The organism is Aeromicrobium sp. YIM 150415, assembly GCF_016918125.1.
GTDB lineage: Bacteria > Actinomycetota > Actinomycetes > Propionibacteriales > Nocardioidaceae > Aeromicrobium > Aeromicrobium piscarium.
Map to the genome: position 1 here is coordinate 12952 of NZ_JAERWM010000021.1, position 18215 is coordinate 31166.

16 protein-coding genes and 1 other RNA gene are annotated in these 18215 nt (G+C 70.0%); 7 read left to right on the top strand and 10 right to left on the bottom strand.

The window, feature by feature from the left end; all coding sequences use genetic code 11:
• The first annotated feature begins 28 nt into the window (after nucleotides 1–28).
• Entirely contained in the window at nucleotides 29–898 is an 870-nt protein-coding gene (gene panB / locus JL108_RS13540; RefSeq protein WP_205198770.1) for a 3-methyl-2-oxobutanoate hydroxymethyltransferase, read from the top strand.
• Between the two features lie 91 nt (nucleotides 899–989).
• On the opposite strand, the gene JL108_RS13545 is transcribed toward panB, so the two are convergent.
• On the bottom strand, nucleotides 990–1184 hold the full coding sequence (locus JL108_RS13545; protein WP_143913449.1) for a hypothetical protein: 195 nt from the start codon (nucleotides 1182–1184) through the stop codon (nucleotides 990–992).
• Nucleotides 1185–1188: 4 nt separating this feature from the next.
• A complete protein-coding gene (locus tag JL108_RS13550) occupies nucleotides 1189–2001 on the bottom strand; it encodes an ion transporter (RefSeq protein WP_205198771.1) in 813 nt (270 codons plus the stop codon).
• 64 nt (nucleotides 2002–2065) lie between these two features.
• Here JL108_RS13550 and map point away from each other — a divergent pair, with 64 nt between their 5' ends.
• Entirely contained in the window at nucleotides 2066–2920 is an 855-nt protein-coding gene (map, locus tag JL108_RS13555) for a type I methionyl aminopeptidase (RefSeq protein WP_205198772.1), read from the top strand.
• A 95-nt stretch (nucleotides 2921–3015) separates the two neighbouring features.
• Here map and JL108_RS13560 read toward each other — a convergent pair whose 3' ends face one another.
• The 3 genes from JL108_RS13560 to JL108_RS13570 form a co-directional block, all read right to left on the bottom strand.
• Nucleotides 3016–3852 (bottom strand): aldo/keto reductase, encoded by an 837-nt coding sequence (locus tag JL108_RS13560; protein ID WP_205198773.1) that lies wholly within the window; start codon nucleotides 3850–3852, stop codon nucleotides 3016–3018.
• An 80-nt stretch (nucleotides 3853–3932) separates the two neighbouring features.
• Nucleotides 3933–4562 (bottom strand): response regulator transcription factor, encoded by a 630-nt coding sequence (locus JL108_RS13565; protein ID WP_205198774.1) that lies wholly within the window; start codon nucleotides 4560–4562, stop codon nucleotides 3933–3935.
• Complete coding sequence (locus tag JL108_RS13570; protein WP_205198775.1) at nucleotides 4559–5728, bottom strand: sensor histidine kinase; 1170 nt, start codon at nucleotides 5726–5728, stop codon at nucleotides 4559–4561. The genes JL108_RS13565 and JL108_RS13570 overlap by 4 nt, the downstream gene beginning before the upstream one ends.
• Nucleotides 5729–5836: 108 nt before the next feature.
• On the opposite strand from JL108_RS13570, the gene JL108_RS13575 reads away from it, so the two are divergent.
• Nucleotides 5837–7084: an ankyrin repeat domain-containing protein gene (locus JL108_RS13575; RefSeq protein ID WP_205198776.1), complete on the top strand. Its 1248-nt coding sequence runs from the start codon at nucleotides 5837–5839 to the stop codon at nucleotides 7082–7084.
• A gap of 362 nt (nucleotides 7085–7446) precedes the next feature.
• Here JL108_RS13575 and rnpB read toward each other — a convergent pair.
• An RNA gene (gene rnpB / locus JL108_RS13580) (RNase P RNA component class A) lies at nucleotides 7447–7834 on the bottom strand.
• A gap of 252 nt (nucleotides 7835–8086) precedes the next feature.
• Between rnpB and JL108_RS13585 the strand changes: the two genes are divergently transcribed.
• A complete protein-coding gene (locus JL108_RS13585) occupies nucleotides 8087–8668 on the top strand; it encodes a TMEM165/GDT1 family protein (RefSeq protein WP_205198777.1) in 582 nt (193 codons plus the stop codon).
• A 196-nt stretch (nucleotides 8669–8864) separates the two neighbouring features.
• Nucleotides 8865–9623 carry a YaaA family protein gene (locus JL108_RS13590; protein WP_205198778.1) on the top strand — a complete coding sequence of 253 codons (759 nt, stop codon included), beginning with the start codon at nucleotides 8865–8867 and terminating at the stop codon, nucleotides 9621–9623.
• A gap of 3 nt (nucleotides 9624–9626) precedes the next feature.
• On the opposite strand, the gene JL108_RS13595 is transcribed toward JL108_RS13590, so the two are convergent.
• From JL108_RS13595 to JL108_RS13610, 4 genes are all read right to left on the bottom strand, one after another.
• Nucleotides 9627–10301 carry a histidine phosphatase family protein gene (locus tag JL108_RS13595; RefSeq protein ID WP_307837272.1) on the bottom strand — a complete coding sequence of 225 codons (675 nt, stop codon included), beginning with the start codon at nucleotides 10299–10301 and terminating at the stop codon, nucleotides 9627–9629.
• A complete protein-coding gene (locus JL108_RS13600; protein WP_240191073.1) occupies nucleotides 10298–10972 on the bottom strand; it encodes a zinc ribbon domain-containing protein in 675 nt (224 codons plus the stop codon). The genes JL108_RS13595 and JL108_RS13600 overlap by 4 nt, the downstream gene beginning before the upstream one ends.
• A 79-nt stretch (nucleotides 10973–11051) precedes the next feature.
• Nucleotides 11052–12176 carry a Nif3-like dinuclear metal center hexameric protein gene (locus JL108_RS13605; RefSeq protein ID WP_205198779.1) on the bottom strand — a complete coding sequence of 375 codons (1125 nt, stop codon included), beginning with the start codon at nucleotides 12174–12176 and terminating at the stop codon, nucleotides 11052–11054.
• 117 nt (nucleotides 12177–12293) lie between these two features.
• The gene (locus JL108_RS13610; RefSeq protein WP_205198780.1) at nucleotides 12294–12914 is read right to left on the bottom strand and encodes a TetR/AcrR family transcriptional regulator; all 621 of its coding nucleotides are present in this window, start codon (nucleotides 12912–12914) and stop codon (nucleotides 12294–12296) included.
• Between the two features lie 186 nt (nucleotides 12915–13100).
• On the opposite strand from JL108_RS13610, the gene JL108_RS13615 reads away from it, so the two are divergent.
• Nucleotides 13101–15872 (top strand): MMPL family transporter, encoded by a 2772-nt coding sequence (locus tag JL108_RS13615; RefSeq protein WP_205198781.1) that lies wholly within the window; start codon nucleotides 13101–13103, stop codon nucleotides 15870–15872.
• Entirely contained in the window at nucleotides 15869–17893 is a 2025-nt protein-coding gene (locus tag JL108_RS13620) for a hypothetical protein (RefSeq protein WP_205198782.1), read from the top strand. The genes JL108_RS13615 and JL108_RS13620 overlap by 4 nt, the downstream gene beginning before the upstream one ends.
• The last annotated feature ends 322 nt before the right edge of the window (nucleotides 17894–18215 follow it).

Consider the following 18215-nt stretch of genomic DNA (forward strand, 5'->3'; position numbering starts at 1 on the left):
CCCGGGGCCGCGAGAAGGAGATCACCAGATGAACACCGCACTGACCCCTGCCGAGGAGCCCTCGCCCTACGGCGGCGGACCCACCACCGACCCATCGGTCAAGAAGGTGCGCACGCACCATCTTCAGAAGTGGAAGGCCGAAGGACATCGCTGGGCGATGCTGACCGCGTACGACCAAGGCGCGGCGAGTGTCTTCGACGAGGCCGGCATCCCCGTGCTCCTCGTCGGCGACTCGGCGTCCAACAATGTCTTCGCCAATCCGACGTCCTTGCCGGTCACGGTCGACGAGCTGATCCCGCTCGCCCGTGCCGTGGCACGGTCCGCGCCGCGTGCGCTCGTCGTCGGAGATCTGCCCTTCGGATCCTTCCAGCGCTCACCCGAGCAGGCCTATGACACCGCGGTCCGGTTCTTGAAGGAGGCCGGAGTGCAGGCGGTCAAGCTCGAGGGGGGTGCGGAGATGGCGCCCCAGATCTCCAAGCTGACCGAGGGGGGCGTGCCGGTGATGGCCCACATCGGGTTCACGCCGCAGTCCGAGCACGCCCTCGGCGGCTACCGGGTCCAGGGACGCGGGGAGGCGGCCGAACGACTGCTCGCCGACGCCCACGCCGTGCAGGAGGCCGGCGCCTTCTCGGTGGTCATGGAGATGGTGCCCGCCCCGATCGCCCAGCAGGTCACCGCCGAGCTCACGATCCCGACGATCGGCATCGGCGCCGGAGCGGGCTGCGATGCGCAGGTCCTCGTCTGGCAGGACGCGATGGGCCTCAACACGGGGCGTGCGCCGCGATTCGTCAAGAAGTACGCGGATCTGCACGGTGTGATGCTCGAGGCCGCGCGTGAGTACGCGGCCGATGTCGCCAGCGGCACGTTCCCGGCCGCCGAGCACTCCTTCGACAGCTGACACAGTCCCGACTTTTGCCGGGTTGTGGCCCCGCAGCGACGCGACAATGGGCCACAGCCCGGCGAAAGTCGGGCCCGGAGGGCCCTCGGGGTCAGTCGTCCTCAGGATCGTTCCAGACCGGGTCGTTGTCCCATTCCTCGTTACGGGCCTCGGCGGTCTCGAGGGCGCGCTCGGCCTCTTCTCGCGTGTCATAGGGGCCGAGCCGGTCGATCGCGCGGCAGCCGTCCTCGCCCTCGACCCGATGGTGCTTGACGCAGTAGTAGTACTGGGGCTTCACGTCGTTCATAGGCTCATCGTGCCGCATCGTCGCTGCGGTCGCCGGACGAGGAGTCGAGTCGCTCGCGCAGACGGCGGACCTCGTCGCGGAGCTCGGTGATGGCCACCGTCGTCTCATCGGGCTCGTCGCCGCGCTGATGGTCCAAGGCCTCCACAGCGACGGCGATGAACAGGTTCAACACCACGTATGCGGTGATCAGCAGATAGCCGATGAAGAAGAGCCAGGCCCAGGGGTACACCTCGACCACCGGACCGATCACCACGGTCCAGTTGTCGACGGTCATGATCTGGAACATCGACACGAGGGCCCGCGGTAGCGACCCGAAGGCCTCGGGAGCCACCCCGCCGAACATCTGCGTCGCCATCACCGCCGCGATGTAGAGGATCATGACCAGCAGCGTCCCGACCGACAGCATGCCCGGGATGGTGGCGATGAGGGCGCCGACGACGCGTCGCATGGATCGCACGGTCGACAGCAGCCGCAGAACCCGGAGGACCCGCAGCACGCGCAGGACGCCGAAGGCCCCGGAGTCCGGGATCAGCGCGATCGCCACGACGAAGAGGTCGAACAGGCTCCACGGATCGCGGAAGAAGTCAGCCCGGTGGGCGAAGATCCGCAGGCCGATCTCGACGACGAAGACCCCGACCGTCAGCCAGGCGACGCTGTCGACGATGCCGCCCCAGCGCTCCATGATCTCCGGTGAGGTCTCCAGGCCCAGAGCGGCGGCGTTCAGGACGATCAGCACGACGATCACGCGCTGGAAGGAACCGGAGTCGACGAGGCGGCGGACCCGCTCACGGGCGGTGAGAGCGTCGGCCTGCGGCATACGGGACCTTTCGTCGGCGATCGCGGACCATTCTCGCCGATGACGTGCCCGATAGGATCGCCCGGTGCTCGCTCCCTCGATCCTGCCCGGACATGTCTCGCCTCAGCGGCCGGTCCCCTCGTCCATCGACCTGCCTGAATACGTCGGCCAGGCCGCGCCGCTCCCCTATCGCGGGCCCTCGGTGCGCGACGTCGAGATGATCGAGGCCATGCGCGTCGCGGGAAGGATCGCCGCACAGGCCCTCGACGCGGTCGAGGCCGCGATCGCGCCGGGCGTGACCACCGACGAGCTGGATCGCGTCGGCCACGAGTTCCTGCTCGACCACGGCGCGTATCCCTCGACCCTCGGCTACCGCGGCTATCCCAAGAGCCTGTGCAGCAGCATCAACGAGGTGATCTGCCACGGGATCCCCGATGACCGGCCACTCGCCGACGGCGACATCGTCAATATCGACATCACGGCCTATATCGGCGGTGTCCACGGCGACACCAATAAGACCTACCTCGTCGGGGAGGTCGACGAGGAGTCGCGACTGCTGGTGGAGCGCACGCGAGAGTCACTGCGGCGTGCGATCAACGCGGTGCGCCCGGGTCGTCAGCTGAACGTGATCGGCCGCGTGATCGAGGCGTACGCGCGCCGCTTCGGGTACGGCGTCGTGCGTGACTTCACCGGGCACGGCGTGGGTCCCGCCTTCCACGACGGGCTCATCGTGCCGCACTACGACGATCCGAGCGCCGACACCCTGATCGTCCCCGGCATGACGTTCACGATCGAGCCGATGCTGACGCTCGGGACCATCGAGTGGGACCTCTGGGACGACGGGTGGACCGCGGTCACCCGCGACCACCGCCGCACCGCCCAGTTCGAGCACACCCTCCTCGTCACCGACGACGGCGCGGAGGTCCTCACCCTGCCCTGACCCGGCCAGAACCGAGATGTGCTCCCCATTCGTCACCCGGGCTGGGCGTGGGTTGACGATCGGGGAGCACATCTCGGTCCAAGGCGAGGGATCTCCTACGGGACGTAGTTGAAGGTGTCCGGATCGGGGCCTACGCGACGGTCCTCGTTCAGGGCCGAGATGGAGGCCATATCGGCATCGGAGAGCTCGAAGCCGAACAGGTCGAAGTTCTGTGCGACCCGCTCGGGCGAGGACGCCTTCGGGAACACGATGTCGCCGCGCTGGATCGCCCAACGGAGCACGACCTGCGCGGGCGCCCGACCGATGCTCTCGGCGATGGCGTTGATCGCCTCGTTCTCGAAGACCTGACCCTGCGCGAGCGGCGACCACGCCTCCGTGGCGACCTCGTGCTCGGCGTTGACGGCCCGCAGGTCGTCCTGCGTGAGGAAGGGGTGCACCTCGATCTGGTTGACCGCCGGGATGATCGTGGTCTCGCCGATCAGCCGGCGAAGATGGTGCGCCTGGAAGTTGGAGACGCCGATGGCGCGCGTCTTGCCCGCGCGGTAAGCCTCCTCCATGGCCTTCCAGGTGTCGACGAAGTCGATGTCGATGGCCGGCAGCGGCCAGTGGATGAGGAAGAGGTCGAGGCGCTCGAGGCCCAGTTTCTTCAAGGACTCCTCGAGCGACGCATGGACGCGATCGGGCTCGTGGTTGTCGTTGTTGAGCTTGGTGGTGACGAAGACATCGTCGCGAGCCAGGCCGGAGGCGGCCAGTGCCTCTCCGACGCCCTGCTCGTTGCCGTACATCTGTGCGGTGTCGATGTGGCGGTATCCGGCCTCGAAGGCGTCGAGCACGCGGTCCTTGGTGTCCTCGGGCGGGACCTGATAGGTGCCGAATCCGAGCTGGGGGATCTCGACCCCGTTGTTGAGCGTGATGGTGGGTACAGAAGCCATGTCTGCGACGCTAGCTCGCGTCGTGGCAGACGGCACGGTGGCCGGTGGTGACCTTTCTCGCGGCACCGCGCGGGAATAGCTCAGCCTCGGTGCCTGATGATCCGACGCTCGATCGCCACGGAGACCGCTGCGGCTCGGCTGTCGACCCCGAGCTTCGTGTAGAGGTGCGCGAGGTGGGACTTGACCGTGGCCTCGGAGATGAAGAGCGCGCGGGCGAGATCACGATTGGATGATCCGCGCGCGAGGAGCTCCAGCACCTCGACCTCACGTTCGGTGACGGCTCCCTCGGGGGCCGTGGACCGGCGCACCAAGGTGGCTGCCGCTTGCGCCGCCAGCACCGGTTCGCCGCGGGCCGTGCGCCTGATCGCCGAGAACAGCTCGTCGGCGGGGACGTCCTTGAGCAGATAGCCGCGGGCTCCCGCGTCGAGTGAGCGGACGACATCGGCCTCGGTGTCGTAGGTCGTGAGGATCAGCACCTCGGGTGCGGGCACGCGAGCGCGTACGGCGCGCGTCAGCTCGACGCCGTCGTCCCCAGCCCCGAGGTTGAGGTCGACGACCACGACATCGGGTGCGGCGGTGTCGATCAGACGTACCGCCGATGATGCATCGCCCGCCTCACCGACGACCGAGAGCCCCGGTTCGCCGTCGAGCAGCGCCCGCACTCCGGCCCGGACCACGGGATGGTCGTCGACGAGCACGATCCGGATCACGCGTCCTCCTCGATCGGCAGGTGCAGGCTCACCGTGGTGCCCTCGCCGACGGTGGACTCGATCATGACCTCACCGCCGCCTTCTTCAGCCCGGGATCGCAGGCCGCTGAGGCCGCGGCCGCGCTCCCCCGCCGCTCCGACGCCTGCGGGATCGAAGCCGCGACCGTCGTCGTGCACGTCCAGGGTGAGCCGGCCGGGGTGGAAGACCAGCGTCACGACGATCCTCGACGCCCGCGCGTGTTCGACGCTGTTGGCGACGGCGCCCCGCACGGTGGCGAGCACCGTGTGGACGATGCCTGGCGCGAGCGACTCGCGGTCGCCGTCGACCCGCAGCTCGACCTCGATCTCCGGGGGCGCGTCGCGGCGCAGCAGTGCGTCGATCGCGCCGACCAGCTCCTCGCCAGTATGGATATCGGCTGGCGCGAGGTCGCCGATCACGCGCCGCACCTCGACGAGCTCGTGCCGGGCGCTGCCCTCGGCCATCGTGACGTTCTCGCGGGCACGATCCGGGTCGCTCTCCCAGGACCGGCGTGCCGCGTCGAGCAGCAACACGATGCTGGAGAGGCCCTGTCCCACCGAGTCGTGGATCTCGCGCGCCAGGCGGGTGCGCTCGCGCAACGCTCCGACGGTGCGTTGCTCGGCGGCCAGGAGCTCCTGCGCCGCGGTGAGCTCGTCGAGGAGCGACTGCCGGCGTTCGGACTCACGCTGCAGCCCGTGATATGCGGCGACGGCGATGCCCGCGAGGCCCAGCGGTCCGACGATCAGCGTGGGGTCGAAACGGTCGCTCAAACGCGATCCGGCGATGACGACGACAAGGGCCATCGCCAGGACGACCGCGCCGCCCGACGGTTGCGGCAGTGACCGCAACACGATGAACGCCAGGGGCACGGCGACCCAGGCGAAGGAGGGGGCAGCGAAGGTCAGGCCCGCCCAGAGGGCCACGACGACCATGGCGAAGGCCACGTCGACCGCACGCTGGCGAGGATGACGCGCGGCCCACCACACCACCGCGATGGTGAGCACGACCGCGGCGGCCAGCACCGGGCCGGGATCATGGCGATCGATGTACCGGACGGTGGCGGCGAGGACGAAGACGGCGGTGACGCCTGCGAGCCACCGGTCGAGGCCGCCGACGGCACCGAGCACACCGCGTCGCACCTGGTCCATGGGAGCCGAGATTACGCGGAGGCGGCGCGCTCGGCATCATCCCTTCGGCTATCGCGCGATGGCCGAGCGACGGCGCTGCGCCGCTGGATACCGCGAGAGGCTTGGCCCATGAGGTCATCGGTCTCCTTCCCACTCCTCACGCTGGCGCTGGGTGCGCTGCTCGCCGCCTGTGCGGACACGACGCCGGCCGCCGTTCCGCCGGCTGAGACGATTCCTTCCGTGAGCCCGGCACCCGCCGAAGAGCTGTCCCAAGAGGACCTCGATACCGCGTTGATCGAGGCCACCTGGGCGAACGACGTGCCCGCGGTCACCGATCTGATCGAGCGCGGGGCGGACGTCGACCACCAGGACGAGACACAGCAGTCGTCCTTCCTGATCGCGGCGAGTGAGGGCCATCTCGACATCCTGCGGCTCGCCCTCGACGCCGGAGCCGATGTCACGGCACTGGACTCCTTCGAGGGCACCGCGCTGATCCGGGCCGCCGAGCGCGGTCACGCGAACGTGGTGGGTGATCTCGTACGGGCCGGTGTCGACCTCGATCACGTCAACAACCTGGGCTATCAGGCCATCCACGAGGCGGCGTGGCTCGGGCGTGACGATGCGGACTACGCGACGACCGTACGCGTGCTGATCGCCGCTGGGGCGACAGTGGACCGTCGCTCGGATCGCCAGGGTCTCACGCCGGCGCAGCTGGCCGGGCAGCGCGGCTTCACCGGCCTCGCGGGCGTCTTCGAGGCCACGACGGCGCCTGTCGCGGAGGGTGACGCGAAGGCGACCCTGTTGCGCGCGGCTGCCGATGGCGATGCGGATCTCGTCGCTCGGGCGCTTCGTGCGGGAGCGGACATCGAGGCGCGGGGCGAGGATGGCCGCACGGCGTTGCTGCACGCCTCGATCGGCGACCACGTGGCTGCCGCGCGGGTGCTGGTGGCGCTCGGCGCCGACCCCGATGTGCTCGACGACCGTCACGACACGGCCTGGCTCGTCACCGGGGTCACGGGGAGTGTGGAAATGCTCGAGACACTGTTGCCCGCGGAACCTGATCTCACGATCGTCAACCGCTTCGGCGGCGTCTCGGTGATCCCGGCGAGCGAGCGCGGACATGTGGACTACGTCCGTCGTGTGGTGCAGACGGGGATCGATGTCGATCACATGAATCAGCTGGGGTGGACGGCCCTGCTGGAGGCGGTGATCCTCGGGGACGGGGGCGAGGCTCACCAGCAGATCGTCGACATTCTGCTGGAGGCCGGTGCCGATCCGTCGATCACCGACAACGACGGGATGACGGCACTGGCACATGCCGAGCAGCGCGGCTACGACCAGATCGCGACATCGCTGCGGGCGGCAGCGGCGGGCTGACCTCCCCGGTGGGCGCTGGCGCGATGGTCGAGATCTGGGCAGCGAACTCACCTACGGTGGTCGCTCCATTGGACCGCGATGAACGGAGGTTCCGGCAGAGCAGACGCAAGTGCCCTCCCCGCGAGGCCGGGACCACTCGGGTCGGGCACGGGCGTGCCGCTCACCGGAGGAGTCAGGCGGGCCGAGGCCGGACGGACGATGTGCTTTCGTGGTTGCTGGAGCAACCACGAAACACATCCTCCGTCGACGGCGCACGAAAGATATGCCTCCGTGGTAGCTATGGCAACCGCCGCAGCACATCCTCCGTGCGAGGCAGCCGACGACATCAGGCGAGATCCGGGACAGGTCAGAGTCCCGTGGGGCGAATGAGCCGGCCTATAAGCCGGATTCTGTCCTCGCCCGGAGGCGAGGGGCGACCATCCATCTGGGACGCGCATCGCTGCGCGCCTCGGTGCAACCTACCCGCTGACATCGGACGGGCCGCCCGTCAGCGCAGGCCCGAAGGCCCTCTTGGTCTTGCTCCCGGTGGGGTTTACCGAGCCACGACGGTCGCCCGCCGCGCTGGTGAGCTCTTACCTCACCGTTTCACCCTTACCCGCACCCCTGTCATCGACAGGGGCCGCTGGCGGTCTGCTCTCTGTGGCACTGTCCCGCACGTCGCCGTGGGTGGCCGTTAGCCACCACCGTGCCCTGCGGAGTCCGGACTTTCCTCGACATCGTCACCGATGCCGCGGCCGCCCGGCCGGCTCATTCGCGAGTCCGATCGTACTCGTGCGACCCAGATCACGGTGCACCGCGGCCCGCCGCCCTGATAACGTGGTGGATCGAAAGGGAGTAGTCCCCAATCGCTGCGTCGACATACTGAACGGCTCCGGCCGGTCCGGTGCAGCGGGCCAGGTCACTGGCGGACGAGACTTTCGACCGGATCGTTGTATTCACGAGTCCGGTCGAGGACTCGTCGAACGCGGCTCTTCGTCCGGACCCGGACGAGGAGCTTTTTTCATGTGGGAAGCACTGGTGCTCAGCACCGTGGTGATCTTCGTGGCCGAGTTGGGCGACAAGAGCCAGCTGATGGCCATGACCTTCGCCTCCCGGTACCGTGCGCGCGATGTGCTCATCGGCATCACCGCCGCCACCGCGATCGTGCATCTGGCATCGGTGGGCATCGGCTACTGGGTCGGTGAGGCGTTCTCGGACTATCAGGGCTGGATCTCGATCGCCGCGGGCATCGCCTTCATCGCCTTCGCGCTCTGGACTCTGCGCGGTGACGAGCTGACCGAGGACGAGGCCGACAAGGCGCGCAAGAGCACCGGCAAAGCGCTCGTCGCCGTCGGTGTCGCCTTCTTCCTCGCCGAGCTCGGGGACAAGACGATGCTCGCCACCATCACGCTGGCCGTGCGCGAGGACTGGTTCGGGGTGTGGATCGGCAGCACGGTCGGGATGGTCGCGGCCGATGCCCTGGCCATCGTCGTCGGCTTCCTGCTCGGCAAGCGCCTGCCGGAGAAGTTCATCAAGTACGGTGCGGCGGCCGCCTTCGCGATCTTCGCCGTGATCTTGATCATCGAGGGTGTCCGAGCCGTCTGACCCCCTCCGGGAGCGGTACCTGGTCAACCTCTCGCCCTGAGCGGCGGTAGGCCGTCAACCTCATCGAGCCTCGATAACGTTGATGGCCTACCGCCACCGGGGACGTGAGGTTGACCAGGTACCGCCACCGCGGACGTGAGGTTGATGGCCTACCGCCACCAGGTGGGCCGGCTGTGCGAATCGGTAGGCTCGCAGGGTGCTGATCCTCCTTCCGCCATCCGAGGGCAAGACCCGCCCGGCCGACGGCGCACCCCTGGATCTGACCGCGCTCTCCCTGCCGCAGCTGAACCGGCAGCGCGAGCAACTGCTCAAGGCGCTGGTGAGACTCTGCTCCGGCCGCGAGCAGCGGGCGATGGAAGTGCTCGGGCTGGGTGCGACTCAGGCCGAGGCCGTGGCCCGTAACTCAGCCCTGCTCGAGGAGCCGGCGGCTCGGGCCGACACCGTCTACACCGGCGTGCTGTTCGAGCATCTCGACCCCGCCTCCTTCACCGACGACGAGCGTTCCCGAGCCGATCAGACCCTTGCGATCGCCTCGGCCCTCTTCGGCCTCGTCCGCCCCGGCGACCCGATCCCCGCCTACCGGCTCTCCGCCGGGATCTCGCTCCCCCGGCTCGGCACCGTCGCCTCACGGTGGAAGCCGCTCCTCCCCACCGCGATCGAGGAGCTCGCCGACGGCCACCTCGTGGTCGACCTGCGGTCGGGAGGCTACGTGAACCTCGGCAAGCCACCCGCCGGCGTCACCTCGGCGACGATGCGGGTGCTGCACGAGAAGGACGGCAAGCGCAGCGTCGTCAGCCACTTCAACAAGGCGACCAAGGGGCGCGTGGTCCGTCGCCTGCTCAGCGAGGACATCGATGCCAAGCATCCCGACGATCTGGCGGACGCGCTCCGCGACCTCGGATGGACGGTCGAGCTCGACGGCTCCCGACTGGATCTCGTCGTCGCCGAGCTCTGACCGTCAGGGCACCGCGTTGAAGGCCCGCAGGCTCGCGTTGCCGTCCCGCCACCAGGCCACCGTGCTGATCGACGCGGGCGCCAGCTCCATCGCGTAGACCGACCTGATCGGGGCGCCCAGGGCCCGGGCGACGAGCAGCTTGATCGGGCTGACATGGGTCACCACGACGACGGTCTGCCCCGCGAACCGGGACACCAGTCGCTCCCTCGCGCGCTCGACCCGGGTCGCGACCTCCTCGAAGGACTCGCCGCCGGGCGGGGCGATGTCGGTCGACGCCAGCCACGCCGTCAGTTCCTCAGGCCACCTCTCGCGGATCTCACCGAAGGTGAACCCGTCCCAGTCGCCGAAGGACGTCTCCATCAGGTCGTCCTCGACCAGCGCCCGCACCCCGAACCGCCCGGCCACATGCTCGGCAGTCTGACGGGTGCGTCGCAGCGGCGACGTCACCACAGCATCGACCTCACCCCTGGCGGCCAGCCAGTCGGCGGCGCGCACGGCCTGCTCGTGACCGGCCGCGGTGAGCTCCGGGTCCTCGCCTCCGCTACCGCTGAACGCCTTGCGCTCGGTGAGACCGGTGACGCCGTGGCGTACGAGGATCAGGGTGGTGGCCTCGTTCGACGGCGCACTCCAGCCCCGAGCCGGCGCGCTCCGGCCGGCGGTGTCGCCGGCCCGCGTCACAGCCCGGACTCGGACGTACGGACCAGGATGCGACTGCACTCGGGGCAGCGCAGCACCTCATCGTCCGGTGCCTGCGACAGCTCGCGCAGGTCGGCGCCGTTGAGCTCCAGCCGGCACCCTTCGCAGCGCTTGGCGCGGAGCAACGCGGCACCGACCCCGCCCTGGTTGGCCCGCAGCTTCTCGTACAGCGCGAGGAGATCATCGGGAACCCGGGCCGCGAGTGCGCCGCGCCCCGCCTCGGCATCCGACAGCTCGGCGTCGATCTCACCGAGGGCGGTGTCGCGGCGAGCGGCGACCTCATCGTGCTGAACGCGAAGCTCCTCCAGTGCCTTGACGACCTCGTCGAGCCGACCTTGGGCCTCCTCGAGCGCCTCCATCACCTCGAGCTCGGCATCCTCGAGGGTGCCGATGCGACGATCGAGTGCGACGATCTCGTGCTGCAGGCCCTCGAGATCCTTCGGATTGGTGACGGCGCCGGAGTTCAGCCGTTCCTCGTTGCGGGCACGGCGGGTCTTGACGAGCTCCACGTCCTGGTCGGCCTGCTTCTGCTCGCGTTCGAGATCGGAGACTCGCGTGGAAGCCTCGATCCGACGGCCGTCGAGGGTCGCGACCTCCGCATCGAGCTCGCCGATGCGCGCGTTCTCGGGCAGCGAGACACGTCGGTGGTTCAACTGGGCGATGACAGAGTCCTTCGCCTGCAGATCGAGCAGGGTCTGCTGGGCGGACGGTTCAGCTTTCAGCGTAGGCTCCTCAGCTCAGCGTGGCGGACCACGGATCAGTCACGATGGTCGAGACGTGGGTCTCCACCGTACCGCCCAAACGGGCTCGGACCTCGCGCGCGGCCACCGGCAGCCAGGTCCATTCCGCTGCCCAGTGCGGCACGTCGACCACCGCACACGCTCCGGGACGCTCGCGATGCTCGCTCACCGGGTGATGGCGCAGGTCCGAGGTGACGTAGACATCGGCGCCCGCGGCGTCCGCCCGCGCCAGCAGGAAGTCGCCCGACCCGCCGCACAGGGCGACCGTGCGCACCTCTCGATCGAGCTCGCCGGCGATGCGCGTCGCCCCCGAGTGGTGCGGGAGCGAGGCCTTGACGTTCTCGGCGAACGCCCACAGGCTCATCGGCTCGTCGAGGACGCCGATGCGCCCGCTCCCCCGGCCGCTGGGCGACGCGGCCGTCTCGATGAGGTCGTAGGCGACCTCCTCATAGGGATGGGCACGGACCATCGCGCGGCGCACCTGATCGCGCAGCCGTCGCGGGGCGACCATCTCGATGCGGACCTCGTCGACGTATTCGACCGCGCCGACCTCGCCGATGGCCGGGGTCGCGCCGTCGAGCGGCCGGAAGGAGCCGGTGCCGCGTGACTGGAACTGGGCGCGGTCGTAGTCGCCGATATGGCCGGCACCGGCATCGTGCATCGCGGTGGCGACCTCGTCGGCGACGTCGACGGGGGCGAAGACCACCCATTTGTCCGGGCCGGCGTCGAGATCGTCGTCGAGGGGGCGGATGTCGCGCAGGCCAATCGCCTCGGCCATCGACTCGGAGACGCCGAGCGGTGGCGAGTCGGCATTGGTGTGACAGGTGTGCAGGGCGATGCCGTTGCTGAGCAGCGTGTGGATCACGCGACCCTTGGGATCGGTCGCGGCCACGGACGTGGTGCCCTTCAGGTACAGCGGGTGGTGGGTGACGACCAGGTCAGCTCCGACCAGGACCGCCTCGTCGGCGACGGCCTGCACCGGATCGACGGCGAACAGGATCGTGCGGACCTCGGCCTCGGGATCCCCGGCGACGGTGCCGACGGCATCCCAGTCGTCCGCCCAGGACGGATCGTAGAGCTGGTCGAGGACGGCGATGACGTCGAGCAAGGTGGGCACGCAGCCACTCTAAATGACGTCGACTCCGTCCGACTTGTGCCGGCCTATGGCCCCCTGGACCTCTCTCGAAGGGCCACAACCCGGCAAAAGTAGTCGGACGGAAAGCCAGACCGGGAGTCAGAGGGGTTCGCTGAGGGATTGGACGAGGGCGGGAATCTGCTCTTGGAGGATGGTCAGGTCCGCCACAGGCGCATCGTCGCGGACGAAGGTGTCGCGCAGGGACGTGTCGAAGAGGCCGAGCACGAGCCGGGTCGCCGCTTGGAGATCGATGGTCAGCCGGCGCCCGAGACCCTCGCACGCCATCGCGATGATCTCAGCGAACTCCTCGTGGGTCTGCTCCCACAGCTCCACATAGGCGTCCGCGATCCGACGGTGCCGGACCGCGTGGATGACGAACTCGTGGTGCACGAGGAACCACGTGCGGTCGATCGGCTCGACGGAGGTGAAGTGTTCCAGGATCTTGGCGATCGACCCGAGGTCGCCGTGACGCAGCTCGGCATCGACCGCCCCGCGCAGGGCCGCGACCATCCGCTCCTTCTCCCGGTTGAACAGGTCGACGACCAGCTCGTCCTTGGAGTCGTAGTTGGAGTAGAAGGCGCCGCGGGTGAATCCGGCGCGCTCGCAGATCTGCTCGACGGTGGCGCCCTGGATCCCCGTGTCCGCCAGGACCTCGCGGGCGGCGTCCAACAGCCGCGCACGGGTCGTGGCCCGCCGCCGGGTGCCGTCGTGAACCGCCATCGGCGTTCTCCTTCCCACTGCCGCGGCACGGAATGTGCCTCCGCGGCAAGACGAGCGTAGCCGCCGGACGGGTCGCCCCTCGTCCCGCAGCGACCATTCCACCGGCGAACCGTACTGTGCGCAACGGCACATGGATGCCTCGTTCGATACATGGACGTATTCGATACAGATATGTATCGTCGAGACATGTCCGCTGCGCTCTACTCCCTCGGCCGTTGGTGTCATCGCCATGCCGGCCGCGTCGTCGCCGGCTGGCTCGTGGTGCTGGCCGCCGCCGCGGGCCTCGCCGCCACGGTCGGCGAAGGCACCCACGACGACTTCACACTGCCGGGCACCGAGGGACAGGAGGCGCTGGACACCCTGACCCGGACCTTCCCGCAGATCGCCGGGATCTCCGCGCAGATCGTCTACATCGCGCCGGAGGGCAGCCGGGTCGACGATCCGGCCCTGCGCGAGGCTGCCGATGCCACCCTCGAACGCCTGGACCAGATGCCGTTGGTGGACGACGCGCTCTCCCCCTTCGACGACCTGGTGGACGGCACCGTCAACGCGGCCGGCGATGCCGCGATCATCCAGGTGCAGTTCTCCGGAGGGCCGTCGGACATCACCGATCAGGTCAAGACGGACCTGCGGACCGCGACCGAGCCGCTCGAAGCCGCCGGGGCCGAGGTCGAGCTGGGCGGTGGCGCCTTCATGAACACCGGTCCGACGATCACCTGGATGGAGGCCGCGGGTGTGGTCGTCGCCTTCGTCGTACTGTGGATCGCGCTCGGGTCGGGACGGGCCGCCTTCATGCCGGTCCTCACCGCGCTGATCGGCGTCGGCGTGACAATGAGCCTCATCTGGGCGCTCACCGCCGTGACCCATCTGGCCTCCCCCACACCACTGCTCGCCTTGATGATCGGCCTCGCGGTCGGGATCGACTACGCCCTCTTCATCGTCTCCCGCCAACGTGAGGAGCTCGGCCGTGGCGCGGAGCCGGACGAGGCGAGCGGGCGGGCGGTCGCGACCGGTGGCTCCGCCGTGGTCTTCGCCGGCATCACGACCCTCATCGCCCTCGCCGGGCTCGCGATCGCCCGCATCCCGTTCCTGACCTGGATGGGCGTCACCGCCTCGGCCTCGGTGGCGATCGCGGTCGTCGTCGCGATCACGCTGCTCCCCGCGTTGATGGGACTGGCCGGCGAACGGCTCCGCCCGCGCAGCGCCGGGAGCGGACGCGCACCGATCGCCCGTCGCTGGGTCCGTGCCGTCACGACCGCGCCGTGGGTGACCGTGGTGGTGGTCGTGCTCGCCCTGGGTGCGCTCGCGCTGCCCGGTCGCGATCTCGCGCTCGCGCTGCCCGGGAACGGCACGGCTGAGGAGGGCACCACCGAACGTGCCGCCTACGACCTCGTGGACGAGCACTTCGGCCCTGGTTTCAATAGCCCTATCCTCCTGACCGCGGACATCATCGACTCGCTCGATCCCGTCGGATTGATGGACCGGCTGGGCGAGGAGGTCGCGGCCTTCGAGGGCGTGGAGACCGTCGCCCTGGCCACCCCGAATCCCACTGCCGACACCGGCGTGGTCCAGTTCTTCCCGTCGACCGCGGCCGACGACCCGGCGACGGCCGAACTGGTCGAGCGGCTGCGCGAGGCCGCGCCCCGGTTCGAGCGCGACTATGACGTCACCACCGCCGTGACCGGGCAGACCGCGATGGAGATCGATGTCTCCGAGCAGCTGTCGGGCACGCTGCTGCCCTTCGGCGCCTTCGTGGTGGTGCTGACGCTCCTGCTCCTGACGACCGTCTTCCGCTCCGTCGTGGTCCCCGTCAAGGCGGCGCTCGGCTATCTGCTCAGCGTCGGCGTCTCCTTCGGGGCCGTGGTGTTGGTGTTCCAGCGCGGCTGGGCCGCCGACCTGCTGGGCGTGGACCACATCGGACCGGTGATCAGCTTCCTGCCGATCCTGCTGATGGGCGTGCTCTTCGGGCTGGCGATGGACTACGAGCTGTTCCTCGTCTCGCGGATGAAGGAGGAGTTCGCGCGGGACGGCGACGCGGATCGCGCCATCGAGGCAGGCTTCGCGACGAGCGGGCGGGTCGTGACAGCAGCAGCCGTCGTGATGCTGGCCGTGTTCATCGCCTTCGTGCCCGAGAGCGATGCCATGGTCAAGCCGATCGCCTTCGCCCTCGCCATCGGGGTGTTCGTCGACGCCTTCGTGGTGCGGATGATCCTGGTGCCCGCCGTCATGAAGCTCCTCGGCTCCCGGGCCTGGTGGATCCCGTCGTCGCTGGACCGCTCGCTGCCCCGGCTGGACGTGGAGGGTGAGGCCCTCCACGAGCGCGTCGCCCGCGCCGACTGGCCGGCCGACGGCAGCCGGGTGGCCATCGCGTCGCTGACCCTGCCCTCGGGCCACGTCATCGACAGCTGGCGGACCCCGGACTCCTGCGTCGTGGTCGAGGGGTCCTCGCGGGACCGCGCCTTCGTCGCCCTGACCTTGTCCGGACGGGCACCGCAGGCGACCGGGACCGTGCGTGTCGACGACCTGGTGCTCCCCTTCGACGCGTCGCGTCTCCGGCGCCGGTCCGCGCTGCTCCCCGCCGGTGACGTCAGCCGCCGTCGCAGTGTCGGCGCTTGGATGGCGGAGCTCGGCTCAAGTGACCCGGAGGCGCTGTTGACGGAGGTCGCCACGAGCCTCGCCGCCCGGGGCCTCGGTCCGGTGCCGAATCTCGCCGACAGGGCCGTCGATCTCAGCCCCCCGATCCGCATCGTCCTGGCTGTCGCCGCGTCGACGGCTCACGTGATGATCGTCGACCTCGCCGATCTCGGCGAGTACCACGCTCTGCGCGTCGTGGACGCCTGCCACGACCTCCTGACTCCCGACCGACTGCTCGTCGCCACGGCCGCCCCGGGCGCGCTGTCGGGCGCCGAGGTCGCCACGCTCTCCCTCGACCCGATACCGGAGTTGATGACCGTATGAACGTCCCTCACCCTCGAGCCGCGCTGATCATCGCCCTCGCGGTGCCCCTCGTCGTCGCCCTCGCCGCCGTCGGCGCGGGGGCCACCGGCGGTACGGACGGTGTGCGCGCAGCCGTCGTCAACGAGGACGAGATCGTCTCGGTCACCGCCGACGACGGCACGGAGCAACCCGTCGCGGTCGGTCGGCTGCTCGCCGCCGAGCTGACCGACGACGATGCCTTCGACTGGACGATCACCAACCGTGCCGACGCCGAGAGCGGACTGGACGACGGCACCTACGGCGCCGTGCTGATCATCGGCTCCGACACCTCGGCCGCGGCCGTCTCTCCCGCCGGAGCGCCAGCCGATGTGCGGCACGCCCACCTGCGGATCCAGACCTCCGATGCCGTCAGCCCTGTGGCCGGCGAGCTCGCGCAGACGGTCACCGACGCGGCCCTCGCGGCGCTCAACGCCCAGGTCACCGAGACCTTCGTCGACAACGTCCTGGTGTCCCTCGGCACCATCCGCGGGTCGCTCGCCGAGGCGGCGCGCGGCGCGACGACGCTCGCCGACGGGCAGCGCGACCTGGCCGAGGGCGCCGGGCAGCTCGCCACCGGGATCGGTCAGCTGGAGAACGGTGCGGGTGAGCTCGCCGACGGAACCACCCGACTCGCCGACGGCTCGTCACAGGCGGCGACGGGGTCGGCGCAGCTCGCGCAGGGCCTCGCGCGACTCGACGGCGGCGCGCAGGAGTTACGGGACCGTACCGCCGAACTGCCGGCACAGACTGCTCAACTCGATGCGGGAGCGCAGGAGCTGCGGGCCGGGGCGGAGCGGTTGGATGCCGGTGTCCAGGAGATCGCCGACAGCGTCGCTCCGCTGTTCGAGATCGCACAGCACCTGACGGACCTGATCATCGGTTGGTCGAGCGAATGCGCCGGCGCCGGTCTCCCGGCCGATGTCTGCGCCACGGTCGACTCGATCGTCGCCGAGGCCGAACAGGTCAACGCCGATATCCAGGCCGCGCGCGGGCGTGTCGGCGAGCTCACGGCCGGCACCGGACAGCTCGCAGCCGGGCTGCAGCAGCTGAGCGACGCCACCGCCCGCCTCGCGGCAGAGGCTCCTCAGCTCACGGCCGGTATCGGACAGTTGGCGGACGGCACCGCGGCCGCCCGGGGAGGTGTCGATGAGCTCGCCGACGGCACTGCCCAGCTCGCCGGTGGCGCCCGCGCCGCCGCCGACGGTGCCGTGCAGCTCCGCGAGGGAGCCGGCCAGGCGCGTGCGGGAAGCGGGGAGCTCGCCGACGGCAGTGAGCAGCTGGCGGCTGGAGGCCGTGAGCTCGCGGACGGTCTCGATGAGGGCGTCGAGCAGCTTCCCGCCTATTCCGATGACGAACGCGAGCAGCTCAGCCGGGTCGCAGCGCGACCGGTGACCGCGGAGAGCGCCACCAGCCATCGGATCTCCCCGGCCGCCCTGCCGGTGCCGTCCGCGATCGTCGTCGCGGCGCTCGCCGCCGCGGCTCTGGTGTGGTCCTTCCGCGCACCCCTCGGCCGCGAAACCCTGCTGGCCGGTTCGCCGTTGCGGCAGATCGTCGGCAGCCGTCTCCTGCCGGCGGCCGTCCTCACCGTGACGGCGATGAGTGCGGCTCTGGTGGCGCTGGCCCTCGCGAACGGCCTCGGCGCTGCCTCCACGGCCCGTTTCATCGCTCTGGCGATCCTCGGGACCCTCGCTCTGACCGCCCTCGGGCAGGGACTCACGGCCGCCGTCGGCCGGCTCGGCGCGGCGGCGATCGCCCTGCTCGCCGCCGTCGCTACCCTGGCCGTCCGCGTCCCCGAGGCGGCGAGCGAGGGTGTGCGCCTGCTGTACACGATCTCACCGCTCACCCCGCTCCTGGAGGGATTGCGAGCGGAGCAGACCGGCACGGCATCGCTCGAAGCTCCCCTCGCCCTCGTCGCCTGGGGTCTCGTCGGTCTCGGCCTGTCGGCTTGGGCAGCTCAGCGACGTCGTTCCGATGTCGCCAGCTGGCTCCTGCGACCGGCCTGACTCGAGCCCCCTCGATGGAGGTAGACCATCAACCCCATGGCGGCTCGATAACGTTGCTGACCTACCCCCACTCGCAACGAAGGGTTGAAGGCCTACCGCCGCTGCGGGCCTTCCCCCACCGCCCGGCAAAGTGTATTTTGAATACACTATGTCACCTGATTCTTCCGCCGCCGGGCCGCGGCTGGCGATCATCGGCGCGGGGATCGGCGGCCTGACCCTCGCCGCAAGCCTGGAGGCGCGCGGTGGGGGGGGGGGGGGGGGGGGGGGGGGGGGGCCCGGGGCCGCCCCCCGGGGCCGGCGGCCCGCCCGCCCCCCACCCCCC